This is a genomic window from uncultured Maribacter sp. (genome assembly GCF_963975365.1).
In the GTDB taxonomy this organism is placed as follows: Bacteria; Bacteroidota; Bacteroidia; order Flavobacteriales; family Flavobacteriaceae; genus Maribacter.
On the sequence record NZ_CAXBGF010000001.1, the window covers coordinates 214,061 to 233,762 of the forward strand.

Below are 19,702 nucleotides of genomic sequence, written 5' to 3' on the forward strand. Positions count from 1 at the left end.
TTCAAATTTTATTCAAAATCAACATCGGAGACACCATCATTAATCTTAATTTCAGAAACAATGAACTCAAAATTTTGAGGCCCTATTGTTTGAATTAATTTAAATGGGAATAATATTCCGTCGACTTCCCGGTAATTTTCATAGTTGGAAGTGCTTGTCATTTGCTGCCCTTGCATTTCTGCTATGTTAACTTCTTGTAGTTTTAGTCCAGTTTCAACATCATAAAAGGCCGACTTTTTGTCGTTCACTTTTAGTTTATAAGTATTTTTGTCACCGACCATTTCCATACCTTCTAAAGATATTCCGTCTAGATTTGCATAATTAAGTTCAGGGAAAAGAGTAGATTCCTCTTTAATTTTTATGACTTCCTCTTCTGATAAATCTTTACGTTGACCTTGTGCAACCATATAACCGCCATCACCATTAAGTACTTGCTTGCTCATTGAATTCCCCATCATTTTTACATCTTGCATAAATTGATTATTGGTGGTTTTCTTCATTTCTAGTTCAAGCTTCATACCTTGCATTTCCGCAGCAGCTGTCATGGCGTAAGATTTAGCAGCTTCTAATTTGGCTTTTCCTCCAATTGATTCAATGTATTTTTCAATAATAGTTTCTGCAGTTAATCCTTCAGGTATGGAAGCTTCATAATTTGGAGCTTCGGTTTTTTCAGCGGTTTTGGTGTAAAATAAAACCGGAAGAGTTTTTCCTTTATAAGTAACCTTTTCAAGGTTCTCTAATACTTCACTTCCTTTACCCGTTACAACTACCCTGGCGTTAGACGAATTAAAATATTTTTGAGCGACATTTTGGACATCTTCAATGGTTACTTTTTCTAATCTTTCTAAATAGGTTTTATAAAAATCTTTTGGTAGATTTTCTGTTTCAATATTTAAAGCATAACGTGCAATAGTTTGTGGATCTTCTAAAGCCATGATAAAGCGACCAGCGTATTTGGCTTTTGTGTTTTTTAATTCTTTCTCACTTATAGGTTCTGTATTGATGAGGTCTATTTCTTTTAAAATTTCAACGACAGAACTATCAGTAACCACATTTCTTACAGATGCGGTGGCCCTAAACCTTGATGCTGCATATTTGTTATCGTTAATGGAAGAGTAGGAGCCATAGGTGTATCCTTTGTCTTCACGTAAATTTAGAAACAATCTACCCTCTCCACCTCCACCAAGAATTTGATTGGCAACTAGGACGGGGATGTAGTCTGCATCTTTCATTTTTAATTCAACAACATTTTGTACAGCTATTTCAGATTGAACTGCATTGGGCATATCCACGAAGTTTATTTGCGTATTTGGGACATTTTTAGGGCTAGTGTAGCTAAAACTCGGTGGAATTGCTTTGGTCCATGGCGTGAAAAACTTTTCGGTCAATTCCTTTACCTCTTCAAGTGATACATCGCCAACTATAATTAAATAAGCGTTGGCTGGCACGAAATAATCCCTGTAGAAGGTTTCAACATCTGAAAGAGTTACATTATTAACGGTGGTTTCTGTTGTGAATTCGCCGTAAGGATGGTCTTTGCCATAGGCTAATGCACGTTGAACCCTTCCTGAAATAGCAGATACATCTTTCTCCTCCGTTTTAAGTCCTGTAATCAATTTGTTTTTCTCTTTTTCAAATTCCTCTTGTGTGAAATTGGGGTTAATAGCTGCATCTGACATTAATTCCATCATTCTAGGAAAATATTTGGAAAGAGAGCTTGCATAGGCACTTTGCGAGCCAAAACTCAATCTGGCACCTAAAAAATCGATTTCTTCATTGAATTCATCTTTTGCTATGTTCTTTGATCCATTACCCAGAAGACTGCCAGTTAGACTGCTAACGCCCGCTTTATCGCCTTCTAAAATTGGAGGGTTGTCTATTGTAAGCTGTAAAGATACTCGCGGTAGTTTATGGTTTTCAACAACCATAACCTTTAGACCGTTATTTAATTGAAAACTTTCTGGGTCATTTAAATTAATTTCTGGAGCTGGTCCTGGTTTTGGCATAACCGTACGGTCTACCTGTGCCTGTGCGGCTAAGACCGTAAAAAGTATTGCTAGTAGTATATATGTCTTTTTCATAATTTTTAATTTGCTGTATTTTCTTCAGGTAAATATTCAAGTAATAGTCTTTGGTTTGGGTTCAAATATCTGGTAGCCACTTCTTTAATTTCTTCTCTTGAGATAGACCTATAGATGTCAATTTCTTTATTGATCAATGATGTGTCACCGTATAATAAATAGTATCTAGCTAAGGAATTTGCTATGCCTTCAACACTTGAATTCGAATTAACAAATTGATTTTCAAATTTGTTCTGTATTTTTTGATAATCCTTTTCTGAAATAAGAGTAGTCCGCACTTTTTCAATTTCTTCTTCCATTTCTATTGTAAGTACCTCTAAGCTGGTTTCGCCAATCGGCAAGCCAAATACAACATACATTCCATAATCTTCCTGTGAGATATTGAATGCGCCGACCTGTAAAGCTTGCTTTTGGTCATCAACCATTTTCTTGTATAGTTTTGATGATGGCCCATCACTTAAATAGGTTGATATAACATCTAAAACATACGCATCTCTTTCTTTAAAACCTGGTGTTCTGTATGCAATCATAGATGCAGGTATTTGAATATTCGAGTCGTAGAATTTTGCATTTTTCTGTTGAGTTATCGGTGTTTCCTTAGGGTAGTTTCTTGTGATATTTTCGCCCTTTGGAATAGAACCAAAATAATCTTTGACCATCTTTTTGGTTTTCCCTAAGTCAATATCACCTGCCACAACAAGTACGGCGTTATTAGGTACGTAGTATTTTTTATTATAGGCAATAACATCAGCTAAGGTTGCGGCATCCAAATCTTTCATGTAACCTATGTTAGGGTCTTTGTAAGGGTGTTTTTCAAACAAATTTTCACCTAAAACCGGAAGAAATTGCCCATAGGGCGAATTATCGTAGCGTAATCTTTTTTCTTCTTTTACTACCTCGTTCTGGGTGTCTATGCCACCTTGGTCTATGATTGGGTGTAACATGCGTTCAGATTCCATCCATAACCCTAATTGCAAATTGTTGGATGGAAATACTTCGTAATAATAAGTACGGTCTTGAGTAGTGTTCGCATTGTTCGAACCGCCATTGGATGCGACTATTTCAAACCATTTTCCTTTTTCGATATTTTCAGTACCTTCAAAAAGCAGATGTTCAAAAAAATGGGCAAACCCAGTTCTACCTTCTGTCCTGTCTTTTCCTCCTACATGATACATGACAGATGTTGTCACAATAGGAGCCGTTTTGTCTTGATGCAAAATGACATGAAGGCCATTATTTAATTTATACTCTTCAAAATTAACCTCTTGTGCAAAGGCTGTAATTCCATAAAAAAGTATAGCAGAAGCCAGTAGTAAATTCTTTTTCATTTAAATGGTGTTTAGTGTATTATTATATTTAATCTGTATGAAATGTTGTGAAATTGTTACATTAAAAATATGTTTATATAAGTAATCTCTTAAACATAGTCATTCTTTAACAGAATATTTAAAATAATTTGTTGTTTATTCATTAACTTAAATGTATAAACAACAATATTTACGAAGATGAATAATTATGCCTTACCTATTCGATTTGGCGTTGCCGCTAGCGGGTGTTTAATTGCTTACTTTCTTATCTTGTCACTAATGGGACTACACGTGCATGTGTTATACAGTCTTTTTAATGTTATCATTACTGGATTTGCAATTTTTGAAGCTATAAAATATTTTAAATTGAAAAAAGGGGGTGCTTTTACTTATGCAACTGGTTTTATGGCCGGTCTTATTACAGGATTGGTCGCGACATTGATATTCACCATATTTTTCGCTATATATTCAACAGAGCTTCAGCCAGGCTTTCTAGAAGAACTTTCAACGCGTTGGGCAAATACGTATCGTAGTTTTGAGGCCATTGTATTTTTAGTCGTGGCAACTATGGGTTTTACAACAACTTTGGTATTGACCCTAACATTCATGCAACTTTTTAAAAGTTCAAATACCATCAAAAGTAAGCGCAATTAAAATCTGCAAAAAATGCTTGTAAATTCGTGATTAAGAAGTATATTTGCACCCGCCTATGGAAAAAATCCATCGGGTTTAATTTTTTACATTTAACAATATGTACGCAATTGTAGAGATGGCAGGGCAGCAATTTAAAGTTGCAAAAGACCAGAAAGTGTACGTTCACCGTTTACAGGTAGAGGAAGGTAAGAAAGTCACTTTTGACAATGTACTTCTTTTGTCTGATGGATCGAACGTTACTATTGGCGCCCCGGCTATAGACGGAGCCGCAGTAGAGGCGAAAGTCGTTAAACACCTTAAAGGTGACAAAGTAATCGTTTTTCATAAGAAAAGACGTAAGGGTTACAGAAAGAAAAATGGACATCGTCAATCTTTAACCGAGATTGTAATTGAGTCTATCATTTCAAAAGGAGCTAAAAAAGTAGAAACTAAGAAATCTGAACCAAAAGTTAAAAAAGAAGAAGCTAAAGCCGCTCCAGTTGCAGCTAAGGCAAAAGCTAAAAAAGCTACAGGTAAAGGTGATGATTTGAAGAAGGTTGAAGGTATCGGACCAAAAATTGCCGAAACTTTAAACGCTGCAGGTATTTCTACTTTTGCAGAGTTAGCAAAAATTGATTCAGCAAAAATTTCTGAAATTATAGCTGATGTACGTGGAAACCATGTAACGGAAACTTGGCCAAAGCAAGCACAATTAGCTGCTGATGGTAAATGGGACGAGTTGCAGAAATGGCAAGATGAATTAGATGGTGGTGTAGCTAAATAAGGCTTATATCATTAAAGTATAATATTTAAAACCTTAGACAATGGCACATAAGAAAGGTGTAGGTAGTTCGAAAAACGGTAGAGAATCAGAATCTAAACGATTAGGTGTTAAGATTTTCGGTGGTCAGGCTGCAATCGCTGGTAACATTTTAGTTAGACAGAGAGGAACAAGACACAATCCTGGTGAAAATGTTTACGCAGGAAAAGATCATACATTACACGCACGTGTAGATGGTTTAGTAAAGTTTACGAAAAAAGCGGGTGGAAAATCTTTTGTTTCCATCGAGCCTTTCGAAGCTTAATCTAAATAGTAAATTATTTAAAAAAGCCTCTTCATTTATTAAGAGGCTTTTTTGTGTTTTATAATTTTGAGCTTATAAAAAATTCTATTTTCACAAAAGTTTCTCTCCAATTTCGTGCCAAGTATTTACACGTTCAAAACCTGTTGTGTTTACATTGTGTGGTGAGGTAAATTGTAAACCACGACCATCGAAATTCTCCAAGTTATAATTTCTATCATCAATTAATATATCACCCTTTAAAACATGTTTGTGTCCACAAAGAATTCGGTTTTGCCAAGGTATAAAAGGAAAGTGCTCATCTAGCCATTCGCTTTTCTCTTCTAAAGAATTTGGGAACTGCATGGCTGCTGAAGCAATGTAAACCTCATGTTTTATTGAAAGTTGTTTTAAAACTTCTTGACTTCCAGGAATTAGTTTCAGATTTCTAAAAAAACCCCTTCTTGTGGCATGTTTTCTAACGCTATCTTGATGTGCTTCAGGTACCATTCGCCATACTTCTGATCCAGAGCATAATTCAGTAGTTAGTTCACCATTGAATTCGGCATTATAAAGTTCTATATGAGCACCATAGGTGTCAGCAATAACCTCATCCATATCAACAAATAGTATCATATTTTAATTTTTAACGAAGTTCGTCAAAACGTTTTTATAGAGAAAATGAAAAGAATAAATAAATTATACAAGATTTCCAAAAACCTTAAAATTCAGGATGTTAAAAGTTGATAACCTAAAGACTTGTATGTGCCGAAAATTGGAATGAAGTCAATAATTTTATTAAATCAGCATAGGTTTATGGAGGAATTTTATATATTTTGAAATATAATTTTAAATAATCTAAATCATGAAAAAATCAATCACTTGTGTTGCAATGGCTAGTACATTATTATTCTCTAGTTGTTTGGGTTCTTTTAGTGCTTTTAATAATTTAAAAGACTGGAATCAGGGTTTATCGGATAGTAAGTTTGTTAATAACCTAGTTTTTTGGGGTTTGAATATTATACCGGTATATGGTCTTTTCTTTTTAGGAGATGCTATTATCTTTAATGTAATCGAATTTTGGGGTGGGTCTAATCCAATTGCGATGGAAGAGGGTGAAATAGAAAAGCAAATGGTAGAAAGAGATGGAAATACCTTTGAAATGAGGGCAACTAAAAATAGAATGCAGGTAACTGTTATTGAAGGACCTAAAAAAGGAAAGAAAATTGATTTGGTTTATAAACTAAATGAAAAATCTTGGAATGCTGTAAGGCCTAATGGCGAGATTATAAAACTTTCATCTTTCGAAGAGGGGTTTTATATTGTTTACATGCCTAATGGGTTAGAGGTTAAGATAAATCCTTTAAGTTCTAAAGAAGTAGGTTTAGCTCAAATTAAAGAGCAAACCGATTGTTATTATTTAGAGGGTATGTTGGCTGTGAATAACTAAAACCATACTATTTAAATTAAAAAAGGTCCTGATGAAAATCAGGACCTTTTTTAATTTCTAATATATATTAATATCTGTAGTATTCTGGTTTAAATGGCCCATCAACCGTTACTCCAATATAATCAGCTTGGTCTTTTTTCAATTCGGTAAGTTCCGCACCTAAACGAGACAAGTGAAGTTTTGCTACTTTTTCATCTAAATGTTTTGGCAACATATAAACATCGTTCTCATAATTAGCACTGTTTTTCCAAAGTTCAATTTGGGCAAGAGTTTGGTTAGTAAATGAGTTACTCATTACAAAACTTGGGTGACCGGTTGCGCAACCTAAGTTTACCAATCTACCTTCGGCTAAAATGATAATATCTTTTCCTTTAATAGTGTATTTATCTACTTGAGGTTTAATTTCATCTTTGGTACTACCATGGTTTTTGTTCAACCATGCCATGTCAATTTCATTGTCAAAATGACCAATATTACAAACAATGGCTTTGTCCTTTAAGGCTTCAAAATGCTCCGCTCTAATAATGTCTTTATTCCCTGTGGTGGTAATCACGATGTCTGCATTTCCTATAACAGTCTCTAGTTTCTTCACTTCAAAACCGTCCATGCAAGCTTGCAATGCGCAAATGGGGTCGATTTCTGTTACCGTAACAATTGATCCGGCTCCTTTAAATGATGCAGCTGTACCTTTACCTACATCACCATAACCTGCTACAACTACACGTTTACCAGCTAACATTGTATCCGTGGCTCTGCGAATAGCATCTACAGCGCTCTCGCGACAGCCATATTTATTGTCAAATTTCGATTTAGTAACCGAATCGTTGACATTAATCGCAGGCATTGGTAAAGTTCCTTTCTTAACACGTTCGTATAAACGATGAACACCTGTTGTCGTTTCTTCAGAAAGTCCCTTGATGCCTTTTGCCATTTCTGGATATTTATCTAATACCATATTGGTTAAATCACCACCATCATCTAAAATCATGTTTAATGGCTTTCTGTCTTCACCAAAAAATAAAGTTTGTTCTATACACCAATCAAATTCTTCTTCATTCATTCCTTTCCAAGCATAAACAGGTACTCCTGTTACTGCGATTGCCGCAGCAGCCTGATCTTGAGTGGAAAATATATTACATGAGCTCCAAGTTACATCTGCACCTAAGGCTGTTAATGTTTCAATTAAAACAGCTGTTTGTATGGTCATGTGTAGGCAACCTGCAATACGAGCTCCTTTTAAAGGCTGATCATTTTTATATTCTTCCCGTAAGGCCATTAAACCTGGCATTTCAGCTTCAGCTAATTCGATTTCTTTTCTTCCCCAACCAGCAAGGGAAATATCCTTAACCTTATAAGGCACATACGGAATAGTTTTCGTGCTCATATCTTTATTATTTTATACTTTCGTTTAATTGTGCAAAATTAAATCAAATTCGTGCAAACCTAAATTTATTTCGTGCAAAGGTAGGAATAACACTAAGAATCTCATGCCGCTTTACAAAACTATAACAGTAAATGAAGAAACTTCCTTAGCAATTTGGAAGGTAGAAGAGACCGAAGAGCAGTTGTGGGAAAACATAGAATTGACACCACATTGCCAAAAAAGGTTCGATAGAATGAAATCTGTACTGCACCGAAAGGCATTCTTAAGCATAAGACATTTATTGGCTGAATATGGATATGCAGATTCTGATTTGGTTTATGAAGAAAATGGAAAACCTCATTTACGTGACGGTAATTTTATATCTATAACCCACTCATATAATTTTACAGGAATAATTGTAAGTACGTCAGAGGAGGTAGGTATTGATATTGAAATGCAGCGCAATAAAATTCTGAGAATAGCACATAAATTCACACCTTTTGAAGAATATAAAACCTTGGCAAATACTGATGCTATTGTTAGAAAATTAACCATTGTTTGGGGAGCTAAAGAATCACTTTATAAAATTTATGGAAATAGAGGACTGAGCTTTTTACATCATATAAATGTGCACGATTTTATGTTTGATGCTAAAAAGACTACCGCACAAATAATATTTAAGGGAGTCTTATCAAACTATAAGATTAGATTTCTAGAATTTGAAGAATTTACCTGCGTTTATGCCACACGAGATTAATAACAATCTATATCAGTAAATAACTAATAAATGGAAATATCAGTAGAATTAACGTTTTCACCATTGCAAGATAATTTTGAGCAACATATCATAGGTTTCATTAAAAGGTTACGGTCATCGGGGTTGACCATTCTTGAAAATCCAATCAGTACTCAAGTATTTGGTTCATATGATGAGGTTATGCAGGTCTTGAATAAAGAAATAAAAACAGCGTTTGAATTAATGGATAGAGGATTACTTTTTATGAAAATAGTTAAATCTGATAGAAGCGCCTATGAGCCCCATTTTTGATTATTTTTTTGGGCAATATGCGGAGTATGATACTTTTGACATTGTTCTTGAAATCGTTGCGGTAATTTTTGGACTATTATCCGTTTGGTTTTCTAAACAAAATAAGATCTGGGTGTACCCAACAGGATTGATAAGTACATCAATTTTCGTTTACTTACTTTTAAAGTGGGGTTTAATTGGCGATATGTTAATAAATGTATACTATTTTATAATGAGTATATATGGTTGGTACATATGGACTAGAAAAGTAGATGCTGAACATTTTACCCCCATTACGACAGTTACTAAAAAGGAAAATAGAACTTCAATATTTATTTTTTTTGGAACTGTCATTTTTGTATTTGTTGTATATCAAGTTTTTGATAAATGGAATAGCTGGACGGCTTTTATTGATACTATAACAACTGCTATATTTTTTGTGGGTATGTGGTTAATGGCTAAACGGAAAGTTGAAAATTGGATATATTGGATAATTGGCGATATTATATCGGTGCCACTTTATTTTTATAAAGGATTTACATTTACGAGTTTTCAATATTTAATTTTTACAATATTGGCCATATATGGTTATAATGCATGGAAGAAAAATATAAGCAAGAGCCTTCAGATATCTTAAAAGTGGTTCTTTTTGGGCCAGAATCTACCGGTAAAACTACATTATCAGAACAACTGGCACGACATTATAATACTGTCTGGGTGCCAGAATATGCTAGAGACTATTTGCAAGAAAAATGGAATAATGAACGAAAAACCTGTGAGCCAAATGATTTATTGCCTATAGCTGAGGGTCAAATGAGACTTGAGAATAAGCTTACCAAAAAAGCAACAAAAATTCTTTTTTGCGATACCGATTTATTAGAAACCAAAGTATATTCAGAAGCTTACTATATTGGTGATTGTGACCCTATTTTAGAGAAATATGCCCTACAGAACTCTTATGATTTTTACCTATTAACCTATATAGATATACCTTGGGAAGAAGATGATTTAAGAGATAAGCCAAATGAAAGGGAAGAAATGTTTAACTATTTTAAGTTCACCCTTGAAAGATATGGTAAAAATTTTATTACCTTGAAGGGTAGCAAAAAGCAACGTTTAGAAAAAGCCATTAACCATATAGATCAGTTGTTAGATAAATGATAGAACTTACAGAAAACGACGAAAAACAATTAAAGGAAAAAGGAATTTCTAAAGAAAGTATGCAGAGTCATATCAATACTTTTAAAGAAGGTATTCCATTTGTGCAACTTAAGAATGCTGCCGTAATAGGTAATGGAATTCTTAAATTTACGAGTGTGGAAGAAAAAGAGCTTATAGCTTTTTATGATTCTAAATTAAAAGACTTGGATGTTTTAAAATTTGTACCTGCCTCTGGTGCTGCTTCCCGCATGTTCAAAGCTCTTTTTAATTTTTTAGATGTTTATAATCCACAGAAAGAAACACTTGCTTCTTATTTGAAAAGAACCAATGATAAGGATATTAGAATATTTTCAGAAGGTTTAGAGCGATTGCCATTTTATAAAAAAGTAATGGATAGGATGTCTAATAGCTTTGATTCGCAAGGGGAAAAAGTCTTTTGTTTTGTTTCAGAATTATTGGGTGACAATGCACTTAACTATGGTTTTTATCCTAAGGGCTTATTGCCATTTCATAAGTATGGTGATTTAGAGGCAACACCTTTCGAAGAGCATTTAAAAGAAGGCGCATTGTATGCGGGTTCGAAAGGAAAAGCAAAACTTCATTTTACTGTTTCAGAGCAGCACGAAGAAATGTTCAATAAAGAATTTGCAGAATCAGGACCTAGGGTTTCAGAAGTTACAGATATAAAATATGAGGTAGATTACTCATTTCAAAAATCATCAACCGATACATTGGCAGTCGATATGGAAAACAATCCATTTAGAAATGACGATGGATCTGTATTATTTAGACCAGGTGGGCACGGTGCATTAATTCAAAATTTAAATGAACAAGATGCTGATGTTATTTTTATAAAAAATATCGATAATGTAGCTGTAATGAAAGATGCTAAGGCAGTTGCGGATAGTAAAAAAGTATTGGCAGGTGTCCTTCTTAAGGAGCAGGAAAAGGCATTTTTATATGCTAGTGAATTGGACAAAGGAGAGGTTAATGAAAATAAAATCGCTGAAATTAAGACCTTTTTATTGGAGAGGCTTAATGCAAGATTTTCTAATGATTTCGAGTCAAAATCAAAAGCGGATAAACTGAATATATTAAGAAGTAAAATTAATAGACCAATTCGTATTTGCGGAATGGTTAAGAATGAAGGTGAGCCAGGAGGCGGACCATTTTGGATTACAAATACAAAAGGAGAGGTTTCTTTACAGATAATAGAATCTGCTCAAATAGATATGGAAAATGAGCAACAGGCAAATATTATGAAGAATTCAACCCATTTTAATCCAGTTGATTTGGTGTGTGGTGTTCGTAATTTTAAGGGTGAAAAATTTAACCTATTAAAGTTTGTAGATGATAAGCAAGGTTTTATCACCGGTAAAACAAAAGATGGCAAAGAACTAAAAGCGCTAGAATTACCAGGGTTATGGAACGGAGCAATGGCACTCTGGAATACCATTTTTGTGGAAGTACCATTAGTAACCTTTAATCCTGTTAAAAGTGTCGTTGATCTTTTAAAAGAATCACATCAGGCCTAATTTAAAATAAATATAAGAGTTAAAAGTGTGTAGAAGCTACACACTTTTTTTGTTTACTCATAATTTCACTCAATTATTAAGGCGACGTATGTTATTTTAAATCTACCATTGAGTTGTAAGATGTTTTTGCATAATTATTCTAATACAGTTTAAAATGTTGGTTTTTGTTACAGCTTTGGCGCTAAGTAGTTTAACAAAGGCAACCGATACTTCGATTAAATTTCGTGGTGTTGTTATGGGGAATATTTTCAAAAGATTAAGTAGAAGTAGCTGATTATTATGTGTCTACGTAAATTATAGAAATGTTAGGGGGCAGATTACGTTTGGGCGATATTAAATAAGCATATGTTGACCCTAAAAAAGTATAAGTTAGTTGTTTTTAATTGAAGATGGTACTTCGATAGTGCTATGCAAGCATCAATGTTAATGGGCAGGAACTGTAATTTCTCCTATTCAATTTAGATGTTTTTAAAGAACTGGTTCGTTAGCGTTTTTATCATAAAACTATAAAATTTAGATAACGAGTAATCCATTTGCATACTTGCTTCGTAAATATAAAAGATGTATTAACGATTAAAATAATTAGAATGAAAAATTACGCAATACTTGTTTTAGTGACTTTGGGGATGAACTTTGATGTAACGGCAATGAATGTTTCAAATACGGTAGAATCAGAAGTTGTAATGAATTTGGTTGACGAATTTGTAAAAATAAAATCTAATCAATTAACGCCTCCGGTTATAGAGGAGATATTAAAACAATATCCTACATCTAAACTTGGAGCTGCATATAAGAATGATAAAGGAGAATTTAAATTGGTTATGGTTCTAAAAAGTGGAACTAGAAGAACCGTTTATATTGACAAGTATGGTAATTGGATCAATAAAAAATAAGAGTTTCTCTCTTAGTGTTAAAAAAAACTGCAAAATGCAGTTTTTTTATTTAAAAATGTGACCACCCAGAAAAAGTGGTGTCTTAATATATGAAGCAAGTAATGATACAATAATCACTATAGTTTTTATTACAACAACAATTTTAGTTATAGCATTAGCTATGATTTCAAAAATATGTTGGGAAAAATAAAAATTCAAAATATCACTTTCGCGTAAACACTAACCGTGAACTATGAAGGTGCCACCATGAAGAAAATGTTCTTGTAATAGCCCCCAAATTGACATTACTTTATTTGATTGTAAAAACAAATAGGGACGTTGATTTACAATTTTAAGACAAAAATTTGATAGGTGGTTTGGAGGGAGCTGCTGTTGCAGCTCCTTTTTTTAATTTAAAATTTTGCTATAAGTTCTTTAGAACATTAGTTTATACTGTATAATTATAAAAATGCTTGTTTGTTCAAGTTGGTTTGGTCAGTAAAGGATAGCGGAATGCTACCCTTTACTATTTTTTAGAAAATTGGAATATAATACAATAGCTATCGCATTGTATGTTTACTTAGATTCATAGTACTATTATAACTATTCCAAAAAAATTACAAGAGTATATTGGTTTAAAGGGCAAATTTTACGAGTCTCTTGGTCTCATATAACTGTGCAGGAAAAGAGTTGGTTTTGAGTAGTTTTTAACTTTTTCTGCAATCCTTTTTTATCCAGGTATTCTTGAACTATGGTATAAATATAATTTTAAAAGTGAATAAATTCTTTTTAGAAACCATATAATGAAGTAATGCGCTTGGTATAAGTACGATAAAATCTTTTGAGTAATTTCTATAATGTTGTTATTTTTATGAAATTCTTTATGACAGTTTAAATAACTGCATTACATTTGCGGCATCTCAAAGGGGTGCCGAATTCTAAACATATTTAGGATAAAGCTGAGATTATACCCAAAGAACCTGGGCGGGTAATGCTGCCAAGGGACAATTCAAAAATTTCAATTTAAATTTTTGAAGTAAGATGTAATATGGTTTTTTTATTCATATGAAATCGTTTGGAAACAGAGCTTAGTTGCTCAAAAAATCAATTTTAACTTAGAATAATAGCCCCTTTTATTCGTAATAATTTTACGAATGAAACTATCTATTTTCACAATTTCGGTGTTTTTTACGCTGAGTATGGGTGTCAGCGCCCAAGAACAAGAAACGGACTCTTTAGAGGGTCAAAAAGTAGTGCTAGACGAGGTTTTCGTCTCAGCCATTAGGGTGACCAAAGAATCACCAGTAACATTTTCCAATCTTACAAAAGAGGATATTAAGCCCAGAAACTTGGGGCAAGATATTCCTGTATTGATGAATTTTTTACCATCGGTGGTCACTACTACAGATGCAGGTGCAGGAGTGGGGTACACAGGTATTAGAGTTAGAGGTAGTGATGCTACGCGTGTTAATGTTACCATAAACGGTATACCGTACAACGATGCAGAATCGCAAGGAACATTTTGGGTTAATATGCCTGATTTTGCTTCTTCGACAGAAAGTTTGCAATTACAGCGAGGAGTTGGTACTTCAACCAACGGGGCAGGAGCTTTTGGTGCAAGTTTAAATGTGTTGACAGACGGATTTTCTCAAGATGCTTACGGACAAATATCTACTTCAATCGGGAGTTTTAAGACCTTAAAAAACAACTTGAAATTTAGTACCGGACTTTTAAATGACAATATTGAGATTTCAGGTAGACTATCGAAAATAAATTCTGACGGATATATCGATAGAGCTAGATCAGATTTGGATTCTTATTTTTTACAAGGAGCGTACAAGGATGATAATACATTGATAAAAGCTTTGTTATTTGGAGGTCATGAAGTTACTTATCAAGCATGGTATGGTATTGATGCTCAAACATTACAAGATGATAGAACATTTAATCCTTCAGGAATTTATACTGATTTAGATGGTAATACCCAGTTTTATGACAACGAGGTAGATAATTATAAGCAGGATCATGCCCAGTTATTATGGAACGAAAAGATTTCAAATTTCTGGAGTACCAATATTGCTTTGCACTATACTAGAGGTAGGGGTTTCTTTGAACAATATAAAGAAGCAGATGATTTTTCTACCTATGGTTTTGAGCCCATAACTTTTGAGGGGGAAGTAGTGAATACTACAGATCTAATAAGAAGGCGTTGGTTAGATAATAACTTTTATGGTACAGTGTTCTCCGCAACCTATAAAAAGAAGAGTCTTAATCTAATTATGGGCGGTGGTTTCAATAAGTATGAAGGTGACCATTTTGGCGAAGTAATTTGGGCAAGGTATGCAAGTAATAGTGGTTATCAAGACCGTTATTATGATGATAGTTCGTCTAAGACTGATTTCAATTTGTATACCAAAGTAAATCATCAATTAACCAACCAATGGTCATTATATGGTGATTTACAATATAGAACTGTAGGTTACAAAGCGAATGGTGACGATACAGGAATTGTAGATGATACCTTCAATTTTTTCAATCCAAAAGCTGGAATTACTTTTGACTTGAATGCGAATAACAATTTTTATTTGTCATACGCAGTAGCGAACAGAGAGCCAAACAGAAACGACTATGAAAGTGGAAATCCGAAACCAGAAAAGTTGAACGATTTTGAATTAGGATGGCGGTATGTATCGACCAATGTGCAGCTTAATACTAACATGTATTATATGAGTTATAAGGATCAGTTGGTTCTTACTGGAGAACTGAATGATGTTGGGGCACCATTAAGGGAAAATATAGGTGATAGTTATAGATTAGGACTTGAAATTGATGCAAACATTCGAATTAATGATAAGTTTAGTATTCGTCCAAACGTTGCTTTAAGCACCAATAAAAATGTTGACTTTTTTATTGATAGAGATGATGTGTTGCAGGATTTGGGGAATACGAACATTGCATTTTCGCCATCTTTAGTTGCAGGTAATATCCTAAGCTATACACCATGTGAAGCTATGAATTTATCACTTTTTTCAAAATATGTAGGTGAGCAATATCTTAGTAATACTGATACCGAAGCATCAAGGTTAGATTCTTATTTTACTACAGATTTCAATGTTACTTATGAAATTAAAATGAACAGAATTTTAAAGTCTATCGTAATTTCTGGGTTGGTGAATAATATTTTAAACGAGAAATATGTTTCTAACGGATATACGTATTTAGATTCTTGGTCAACACCTGGAAATACTTTTGAAGTGCAAGGTTTTTATCCACAAGCCGGTACAAATTTTTTAATAGGAGCAACACTTAATTTTTAAAAGATAAAGCCAACTTAAAGCATAGTTATTCTATCTTAAATATTTATTTATTACGTATGAAGTAAGGAAGAAAATTCTAATTTCAGTTGCTTAATTTCTAGGGTAATGGATCGTAATGTTCCTGTATTTGTTGGCAGATTGAGAAACAATATTGTTACTGTTCCAGGGGTAATTTCGCAATGTTCTGGAATACGGGTTTTTTGGTCAATCTATAAAATCGTTCTTATTTTGTACTGATGTTGCTATAATTAGAAATACAAATGCCAATGCCAATGCTATTATTGCGGTTTACCCTTTTACGCCTCAACCAGTTATTTCAAATGCATTGATTTTGGCTGCCGACAAACCTATTTTCTGCGGTGTAGGAGGTGGAATGACAACAGGGTTGAGGTCTTTAGAGTGGCTATTCATGCAGAATTTCAAGGAGCTTTGGGGGTGGTTTTAAACAAGCCAACCCCAAATAGCCTTATTAGCTTGTTAAAAGAGAAAATTGATATTCCTGTAACCATTACCGTGGTATCCGAAAAAGATGATATTAAAGGAAGGCTGCAAGCCGGAGTTGATATTTTTAATGTTTCTGGAGCAGGAAAAACTTCAGATATTATAAAGAAAATAAGAGATTTAAATGCAGATTTAGCTATTATTGCTACGGGTGGTAAAACCGATGAAACTATAATGATGGCCATTGAGGCTGGTGCCAATGCAATTTCTTATAGGCCACCGAGTACGGGTGAGCTTTTCAAAGAAATAATGGATAGGTATCGATTAGAGGAATAAACGTTAATTCGATATTACAACAATGTTACCGCCAAAACTGGTTCTATATTCCAGCATGTCATAATAGCGGTTGCCATCCTCAGGTCTATTTAAGAGCTGACCGGTAAAAAGGCTATATTCATAATCTTCGCAAGAACAGGTTGCCACTTGACCATTTAGGGTCATAGTAGAACAATCGTTTGGAGCGTGATTAGGGCAACTTGCCTCAAAAGCTCTAAATTGATCAAAGCCGGCATTAATAACAAATACCCCTTTTGTGCCAGCAGTGGCACTTTGTATAAATACTGCACTACCCGTATTCGTTAGAGGGCTATAAGAAGGTAAATTTAAATTAGCTTCGAAACGAAAACTTATCTCCTGTAAATATGGATTTCTATTGGTGCCATCATTACTGCAAGCAGTGATTATCAGTAATATTAGGATACTTAAATAACGGATCATGTTGTAATTTTGTTTTGAGAATCTTGGACAAATGTGCGTAAAAATTATGTATATTTGTGTTAAATCCTCTCTTAAAAAGCCAGAATAAAAGGCAATTGCAGAGGATTTGTCTATTTATAAAACGAGGATGTTATGAGTAACGTATCATACTATACCGCAGAAGGTTTAAAAAAACTTAAAGCAGAACTAAATCACTTAAGAGATGTTGAGCGGCCAAAGGCTTCTCAGGCAATTGCCGAAGCGAGAGATAAAGGTGATCTTTCAGAAAATGCTGAATATGATGCTGCAAAAGAAGCGCAGGGCCTTCTTGAAATGAAGATTGCTAAATTAGAGAATACTGTCGCGAATGCCCGTTTAATTGATGAGTCGCAATTAGATACTTCAAAAGTATTGGTGCTTTCTAGTGTAAAGTTGAAAAATCAAAGTAACGGCATGGAGATGACCTATAAATTGGTCGCAGAAAGCGAAGCCGATTTAAAATCAGGTAAAATTTCTGTTAATTCGCCGATAGGCAAAGGTCTTCTAGGTAAAAAAGTAGGAGACACTGCAGAAATTACTGTGCCAAATGGCGCATTGAAATTTGAAATTCTTGAAATTACAAGAGGTTAGATTTTTAAAATAACTATATTTAATCCTATCCTTTTTTAAAAGGGTAGGATTTTTTATTTCCACTAAATTTAAACTATGTCGACTATTTTTACCAAAATTATTAATGGAGAAATACCTTGTTATAAGGTTGCCGAAGATGAAAACTATTTGGCTTTTTTAGATATTAATCCAAATGCAAAAGGTCATACGCTTTGTATTCCAAAAAAGGAAGTAAACAAGATATTAGACCTTGATGAAGATGCTTATTTAGGATTAATGTTATTTTCGCGAAAGATTGGTAAAGCTTTGGAAAAAACGGTTGATTGTAAACGAATTGGTATGACCGTTATTGGTTTAGAAGTGCCTCATGTGCATGTTCATTTAATACCTTTAAATGAAATGAAAGATGCTACTTTTCAACATAAGGTGAAAGTAACTGAGCAAGAGTTAACTAGCCTTGCAAAAGCAATAAGTGTTAAAATTGAATAGTCCCAGAAATAATCAAATAAACAGCACCTGTAACTAACGCTATTAGAGTTAGTAGTAATGCGAAGAATAGTAAGGTTGGTTTAGAAGATTTTTTTTCGGGTATAACTGTCTTTTTGTAATAGTTGAACATGCGTTCAATGTCATCGGTCCAGCTAACAGGGTAGATGGTTGAATGGCAAGTATTACATACTAGTTTATTGCTTAGTTCAGCAGTGGTTTTGTGAAAAAAACTACCGTACGTATGTTTTTGATAAAATGTTAGCTTCAAGTCTTGGTTAAAACACTCAGGGCAGTTGTTGTTCAATCCGGTTTCTTTGATAACTACTAGTTTTTCCTTAGTCATAATCAGTGGGACACTTTTAGAGAAATTTGCATAATTGTACCTTCTTTGCCAGACGATAACACTTTTATTTTACCATCATGATATTCTTCAATAATACGCTTAACCAAAGAAAGTCCAAGGCCCCAGCCTCTTTTTTTAGAAGTGAAACCAGGGGTAAATATACTATTATAGTTGCTCTTAGAAATACCATGCCCTGTATCTGCAATTAAGATATTCACATATCTACCGTCGGGTATAATTTCTATCGCAATACTTCCTTTACCGCGCATGGCATCGATTCCATTTTTAACTAAATTTTCAATCGTCCAATTATACAAAGAGCTATTTAGTAAAACAGGAAGTTGATTAACTTTTGAACTAAATGAAAAATGAATTAGTTTAGAACTTCTTCTTTTTAGATAATTGAATGCGTCTTGTGTTTCTTTAACAATATCACTTTCTACAAGTTTGGGCAACGATCCAATTTTTGAAAATCGGTCTGTAATTGTTTGTAACCTATCAATGTCTTTTTCAATCTCTTTAGTGATGCTTGGGTTTATTGATTCGGTCTTTAATAATTCGTTCCATCCTAAAATCGAAGATAATGGAGTTCCTATTTGATGAGCGGTTTCTTTGGCCATACCTGCCCATAATTTATTCTGCTCGGATGCCTTGTTGGTTTTGAAAAGAAAGTATATGACCGCTGCGAAAAGAAAAATAATAAGTAATAAGGCAATAGGATAAAACTTCAATTTATTCAGTACCTCCGAATTGCCGTAGTATAGTGTTGCCAAATGTTCCCCTTGCTGGTCTATGGAAATAGGAGTATTCTCGTTCGTAAACTTTTTTAGCTTATTTTGTATGTAAATGGAATCTTTAGCCTTGTTCGGCGGAAAATTATTTACCCTAATAGTTTCATCCTTATTAATAAGGATCATCGGGGTAGAGGTATTGTTTTGAAATACCTTTAAATGAAGGCTTCCTAGGTCTACGGTCTCAGAAGATTGTAAAAATTCGGATTGTGCGGTTGCCCAAATCTCCATTTTTAAACGTTCCTCTTCTTTAAATTGCTTAAAAAAACTATTGGTGTTCCATAAGATAAGGCTCACAACAGCAAAGGAGCCTATCAATAGAAAAATGTTAGAAATCTTGTTTTTAGGAATAAAGTTCATCCAATAGTTGTCTAATACTAAAGATAACCTAAAATGTAAATAATTGTTGTGTTGTTATCTGCACAGGTTGTTTTATTACCGCTTCATTTTACCTATTTTTGAACTT

At 33.8% G+C, this 19,702-nt stretch carries 21 protein-coding genes; 14 read left to right on the forward strand and 7 right to left on the reverse strand.

The window, feature by feature from the left end; all coding sequences use genetic code 11:
- Window positions 1–8 precede the first annotated feature (8 nt).
- Both AACZ49_RS00970 and AACZ49_RS00975 read right to left on the reverse strand, forming a co-directional pair.
- A complete protein-coding gene (locus tag AACZ49_RS00970) occupies window positions 9–2,081 on the reverse strand; it encodes a pitrilysin family protein (protein WP_339650660.1) in 2,073 nt (690 codons plus the stop codon).
- A gap of 5 nt (window positions 2,082–2,086) precedes the next feature.
- Window positions 2,087–3,409 (reverse strand): pitrilysin family protein, encoded by a 1,323-nt coding sequence (locus AACZ49_RS00975; RefSeq protein ID WP_339650661.1) that lies wholly within the window; start codon window positions 3,407–3,409, stop codon window positions 2,087–2,089.
- Window positions 3,410–3,586: 177 nt separating this feature from the next.
- Between AACZ49_RS00975 and AACZ49_RS00980 the strand changes: the two genes are divergently transcribed.
- The 3 genes from AACZ49_RS00980 (at window position 3,587) to rpmA (ending at window position 5,106) form a co-directional block, all read left to right on the forward strand.
- Window positions 3,587–4,042 (forward strand): DUF4199 domain-containing protein, encoded by a 456-nt coding sequence (locus AACZ49_RS00980; protein ID WP_339650662.1) that lies wholly within the window; start codon window positions 3,587–3,589, stop codon window positions 4,040–4,042.
- Between the two features lie 97 nt (window positions 4,043–4,139).
- Window positions 4,140–4,805: a 50S ribosomal protein L21 gene (rplU, locus tag AACZ49_RS00985; protein ID WP_339650663.1), complete on the forward strand. Its 666-nt coding sequence runs from the start codon at window positions 4,140–4,142 to the stop codon at window positions 4,803–4,805.
- A 40-nt stretch (window positions 4,806–4,845) separates the two neighbouring features.
- Window positions 4,846–5,106, forward strand: coding sequence for a 50S ribosomal protein L27 (gene rpmA / locus AACZ49_RS00990; RefSeq protein WP_091620949.1), 261 nt, complete (start codon window positions 4,846–4,848; stop codon window positions 5,104–5,106).
- A gap of 90 nt (window positions 5,107–5,196) precedes the next feature.
- On the opposite strand, the gene AACZ49_RS00995 is transcribed toward rpmA, so the two are convergent.
- Window positions 5,197–5,718: a 5'(3')-deoxyribonucleotidase gene (locus AACZ49_RS00995; protein WP_339650664.1), complete on the reverse strand. Its 522-nt coding sequence runs from the start codon at window positions 5,716–5,718 to the stop codon at window positions 5,197–5,199.
- Between the two features lie 229 nt (window positions 5,719–5,947).
- On the opposite strand from AACZ49_RS00995, the gene AACZ49_RS01000 reads away from it, so the two are divergent.
- Complete coding sequence (locus AACZ49_RS01000) at window positions 5,948–6,532, forward strand: DUF3332 domain-containing protein (RefSeq protein ID WP_339650665.1); 585 nt, start codon at window positions 5,948–5,950, stop codon at window positions 6,530–6,532.
- A gap of 67 nt (window positions 6,533–6,599) precedes the next feature.
- Here the strand turns inward: AACZ49_RS01000 and ahcY are convergent, their stop codons facing one another.
- Complete coding sequence (gene ahcY / locus AACZ49_RS01005) at window positions 6,600–7,916, reverse strand: adenosylhomocysteinase (RefSeq protein WP_339650666.1); 1,317 nt, start codon at window positions 7,914–7,916, stop codon at window positions 6,600–6,602.
- Window positions 7,917–8,019: 103 nt separating this feature from the next.
- On the opposite strand from ahcY, the gene AACZ49_RS01010 reads away from it, so the two are divergent.
- From AACZ49_RS01010 to AACZ49_RS01045, 8 genes are all read left to right on the forward strand, one after another.
- Window positions 8,020–8,652: a 4'-phosphopantetheinyl transferase superfamily protein gene (locus AACZ49_RS01010; RefSeq protein WP_339650669.1), complete on the forward strand. Its 633-nt coding sequence runs from the start codon at window positions 8,020–8,022 to the stop codon at window positions 8,650–8,652.
- A 30-nt stretch (window positions 8,653–8,682) separates the two neighbouring features.
- The gene (locus tag AACZ49_RS01015; protein ID WP_339650670.1) at window positions 8,683–8,943 is read left to right on the forward strand and encodes a thiamine-binding protein; all 261 of its coding nucleotides are present in this window, start codon (window positions 8,683–8,685) and stop codon (window positions 8,941–8,943) included.
- Window positions 8,927–9,559 carry a nicotinamide riboside transporter PnuC gene (gene pnuC / locus AACZ49_RS01020; protein WP_339650673.1) on the forward strand — a complete coding sequence of 211 codons (633 nt, stop codon included), beginning with the start codon at window positions 8,927–8,929 and terminating at the stop codon, window positions 9,557–9,559. The genes AACZ49_RS01015 and pnuC overlap by 17 nt, the downstream gene beginning before the upstream one ends.
- A complete protein-coding gene (locus tag AACZ49_RS01025) occupies window positions 9,520–10,083 on the forward strand; it encodes an ATP-binding protein (RefSeq protein ID WP_339650675.1) in 564 nt (187 codons plus the stop codon). Before pnuC ends, AACZ49_RS01025 begins: the two co-directional genes overlap by 40 nt.
- Complete coding sequence (locus tag AACZ49_RS01030) at window positions 10,080–11,618, forward strand: DUF4301 family protein (RefSeq protein ID WP_339650676.1); 1,539 nt, start codon at window positions 10,080–10,082, stop codon at window positions 11,616–11,618. Before AACZ49_RS01025 ends, AACZ49_RS01030 begins: the two co-directional genes overlap by 4 nt.
- A gap of 587 nt (window positions 11,619–12,205) precedes the next feature.
- Complete coding sequence (locus AACZ49_RS01035) at window positions 12,206–12,511, forward strand: hypothetical protein (protein ID WP_339650678.1); 306 nt, start codon at window positions 12,206–12,208, stop codon at window positions 12,509–12,511.
- A 1,133-nt stretch (window positions 12,512–13,644) separates the two neighbouring features.
- Entirely contained in the window at window positions 13,645–15,807 is a 2,163-nt protein-coding gene (locus AACZ49_RS01040; RefSeq protein ID WP_339650679.1) for a TonB-dependent receptor, read from the forward strand.
- Between the two features lie 399 nt (window positions 15,808–16,206).
- On the forward strand, window positions 16,207–16,584 hold the full coding sequence (locus AACZ49_RS01045) for a hypothetical protein (protein ID WP_339650680.1): 378 nt from the start codon (window positions 16,207–16,209) through the stop codon (window positions 16,582–16,584).
- Window positions 16,585–16,587: 3 nt separating this feature from the next.
- Here the strand turns inward: AACZ49_RS01045 and AACZ49_RS01050 are convergent, their stop codons facing one another.
- Window positions 16,588–17,025 (reverse strand): hypothetical protein, encoded by a 438-nt coding sequence (locus AACZ49_RS01050; protein WP_339650682.1) that lies wholly within the window; start codon window positions 17,023–17,025, stop codon window positions 16,588–16,590.
- A gap of 132 nt (window positions 17,026–17,157) precedes the next feature.
- Between AACZ49_RS01050 and greA the strand changes: the two genes are divergently transcribed.
- A complete protein-coding gene (gene greA / locus AACZ49_RS01055) occupies window positions 17,158–17,634 on the forward strand; it encodes a transcription elongation factor GreA (RefSeq protein WP_339650684.1) in 477 nt (158 codons plus the stop codon).
- Window positions 17,635–17,709: 75 nt separating this feature from the next.
- Window positions 17,710–18,102, forward strand: coding sequence for an HIT family protein (locus AACZ49_RS01060; RefSeq protein ID WP_339650687.1), 393 nt, complete (start codon window positions 17,710–17,712; stop codon window positions 18,100–18,102).
- On the opposite strand, the gene AACZ49_RS01065 is transcribed toward AACZ49_RS01060, so the two are convergent.
- Together AACZ49_RS01065 and AACZ49_RS01070 are read right to left on the reverse strand one after the other, a co-directional pair.
- Window positions 18,089–18,445, reverse strand: a complete 357-nt coding sequence (locus AACZ49_RS01065) for a hypothetical protein (protein WP_339650689.1) — start codon at window positions 18,443–18,445, stop codon at window positions 18,089–18,091. The genes AACZ49_RS01060 and AACZ49_RS01065 overlap by 14 nt on opposite strands.
- Before the next feature lie 2 nt (window positions 18,446–18,447).
- Complete coding sequence (locus tag AACZ49_RS01070) at window positions 18,448–19,596, reverse strand: HAMP domain-containing sensor histidine kinase (protein WP_339650691.1); 1,149 nt, start codon at window positions 19,594–19,596, stop codon at window positions 18,448–18,450.
- Between the last annotated feature and the right edge of the window lie 106 nt (window positions 19,597–19,702).

Excerpts from the sequence above, each read along its gene's own strand:
- AACZ49_RS00970 (WP_339650660.1), bottom strand. The coding sequence starts at position 2,081 with ATGAAAAAGACATATATACTACTAGCAATACTTTTTACGGTCTTAGCC.
- AACZ49_RS00975 (WP_339650661.1), bottom strand. The coding sequence starts at position 3,409 with ATGAAAAAGAATTTACTACTGGCTTCTGCTATACTTTTTTATGGAATT.
- AACZ49_RS00980 (WP_339650662.1), top strand. The coding sequence starts at position 3,587 with ATGAATAATTATGCCTTACCTATTCGATTTGGCGTTGCCGCTAGCGGG.
- rplU (WP_339650663.1), top strand. The coding sequence starts at position 4,140 with ATGTACGCAATTGTAGAGATGGCAGGGCAGCAATTTAAAGTTGCAAAA.
- rpmA (WP_091620949.1), top strand. The coding sequence starts at position 4,846 with ATGGCACATAAGAAAGGTGTAGGTAGTTCGAAAAACGGTAGAGAATCA.
- AACZ49_RS00995 (WP_339650664.1), bottom strand. The coding sequence starts at position 5,718 with ATGATACTATTTGTTGATATGGATGAGGTTATTGCTGACACCTATGGT.
- AACZ49_RS01000 (WP_339650665.1), top strand. The coding sequence starts at position 5,948 with ATGAAAAAATCAATCACTTGTGTTGCAATGGCTAGTACATTATTATTC.
- ahcY (WP_339650666.1), bottom strand. The coding sequence starts at position 7,916 with ATGAGCACGAAAACTATTCCGTATGTGCCTTATAAGGTTAAGGATATT.
- AACZ49_RS01010 (WP_339650669.1), top strand. The coding sequence starts at position 8,020 with ATGCCGCTTTACAAAACTATAACAGTAAATGAAGAAACTTCCTTAGCA.
- AACZ49_RS01015 (WP_339650670.1), top strand. The coding sequence starts at position 8,683 with ATGGAAATATCAGTAGAATTAACGTTTTCACCATTGCAAGATAATTTT.
- pnuC (WP_339650673.1), top strand. The coding sequence starts at position 8,927 with ATGAGCCCCATTTTTGATTATTTTTTTGGGCAATATGCGGAGTATGAT.
- AACZ49_RS01025 (WP_339650675.1), top strand. The coding sequence starts at position 9,520 with ATGGAAGAAAAATATAAGCAAGAGCCTTCAGATATCTTAAAAGTGGTT.
- AACZ49_RS01030 (WP_339650676.1), top strand. The coding sequence starts at position 10,080 with ATGATAGAACTTACAGAAAACGACGAAAAACAATTAAAGGAAAAAGGA.
- AACZ49_RS01035 (WP_339650678.1), top strand. The coding sequence starts at position 12,206 with ATGAAAAATTACGCAATACTTGTTTTAGTGACTTTGGGGATGAACTTT.
- AACZ49_RS01040 (WP_339650679.1), top strand. The coding sequence starts at position 13,645 with ATGAAACTATCTATTTTCACAATTTCGGTGTTTTTTACGCTGAGTATG.
- AACZ49_RS01050 (WP_339650682.1), bottom strand. The coding sequence starts at position 17,025 with ATGATCCGTTATTTAAGTATCCTAATATTACTGATAATCACTGCTTGC.
- greA (WP_339650684.1), top strand. The coding sequence starts at position 17,158 with ATGAGTAACGTATCATACTATACCGCAGAAGGTTTAAAAAAACTTAAA.
- AACZ49_RS01060 (WP_339650687.1), top strand. The coding sequence starts at position 17,710 with ATGTCGACTATTTTTACCAAAATTATTAATGGAGAAATACCTTGTTAT.
- AACZ49_RS01065 (WP_339650689.1), bottom strand. The coding sequence starts at position 18,445 with ATGACTAAGGAAAAACTAGTAGTTATCAAAGAAACCGGATTGAACAAC.
- AACZ49_RS01070 (WP_339650691.1), bottom strand. The coding sequence starts at position 19,596 with ATGAACTTTATTCCTAAAAACAAGATTTCTAACATTTTTCTATTGATA.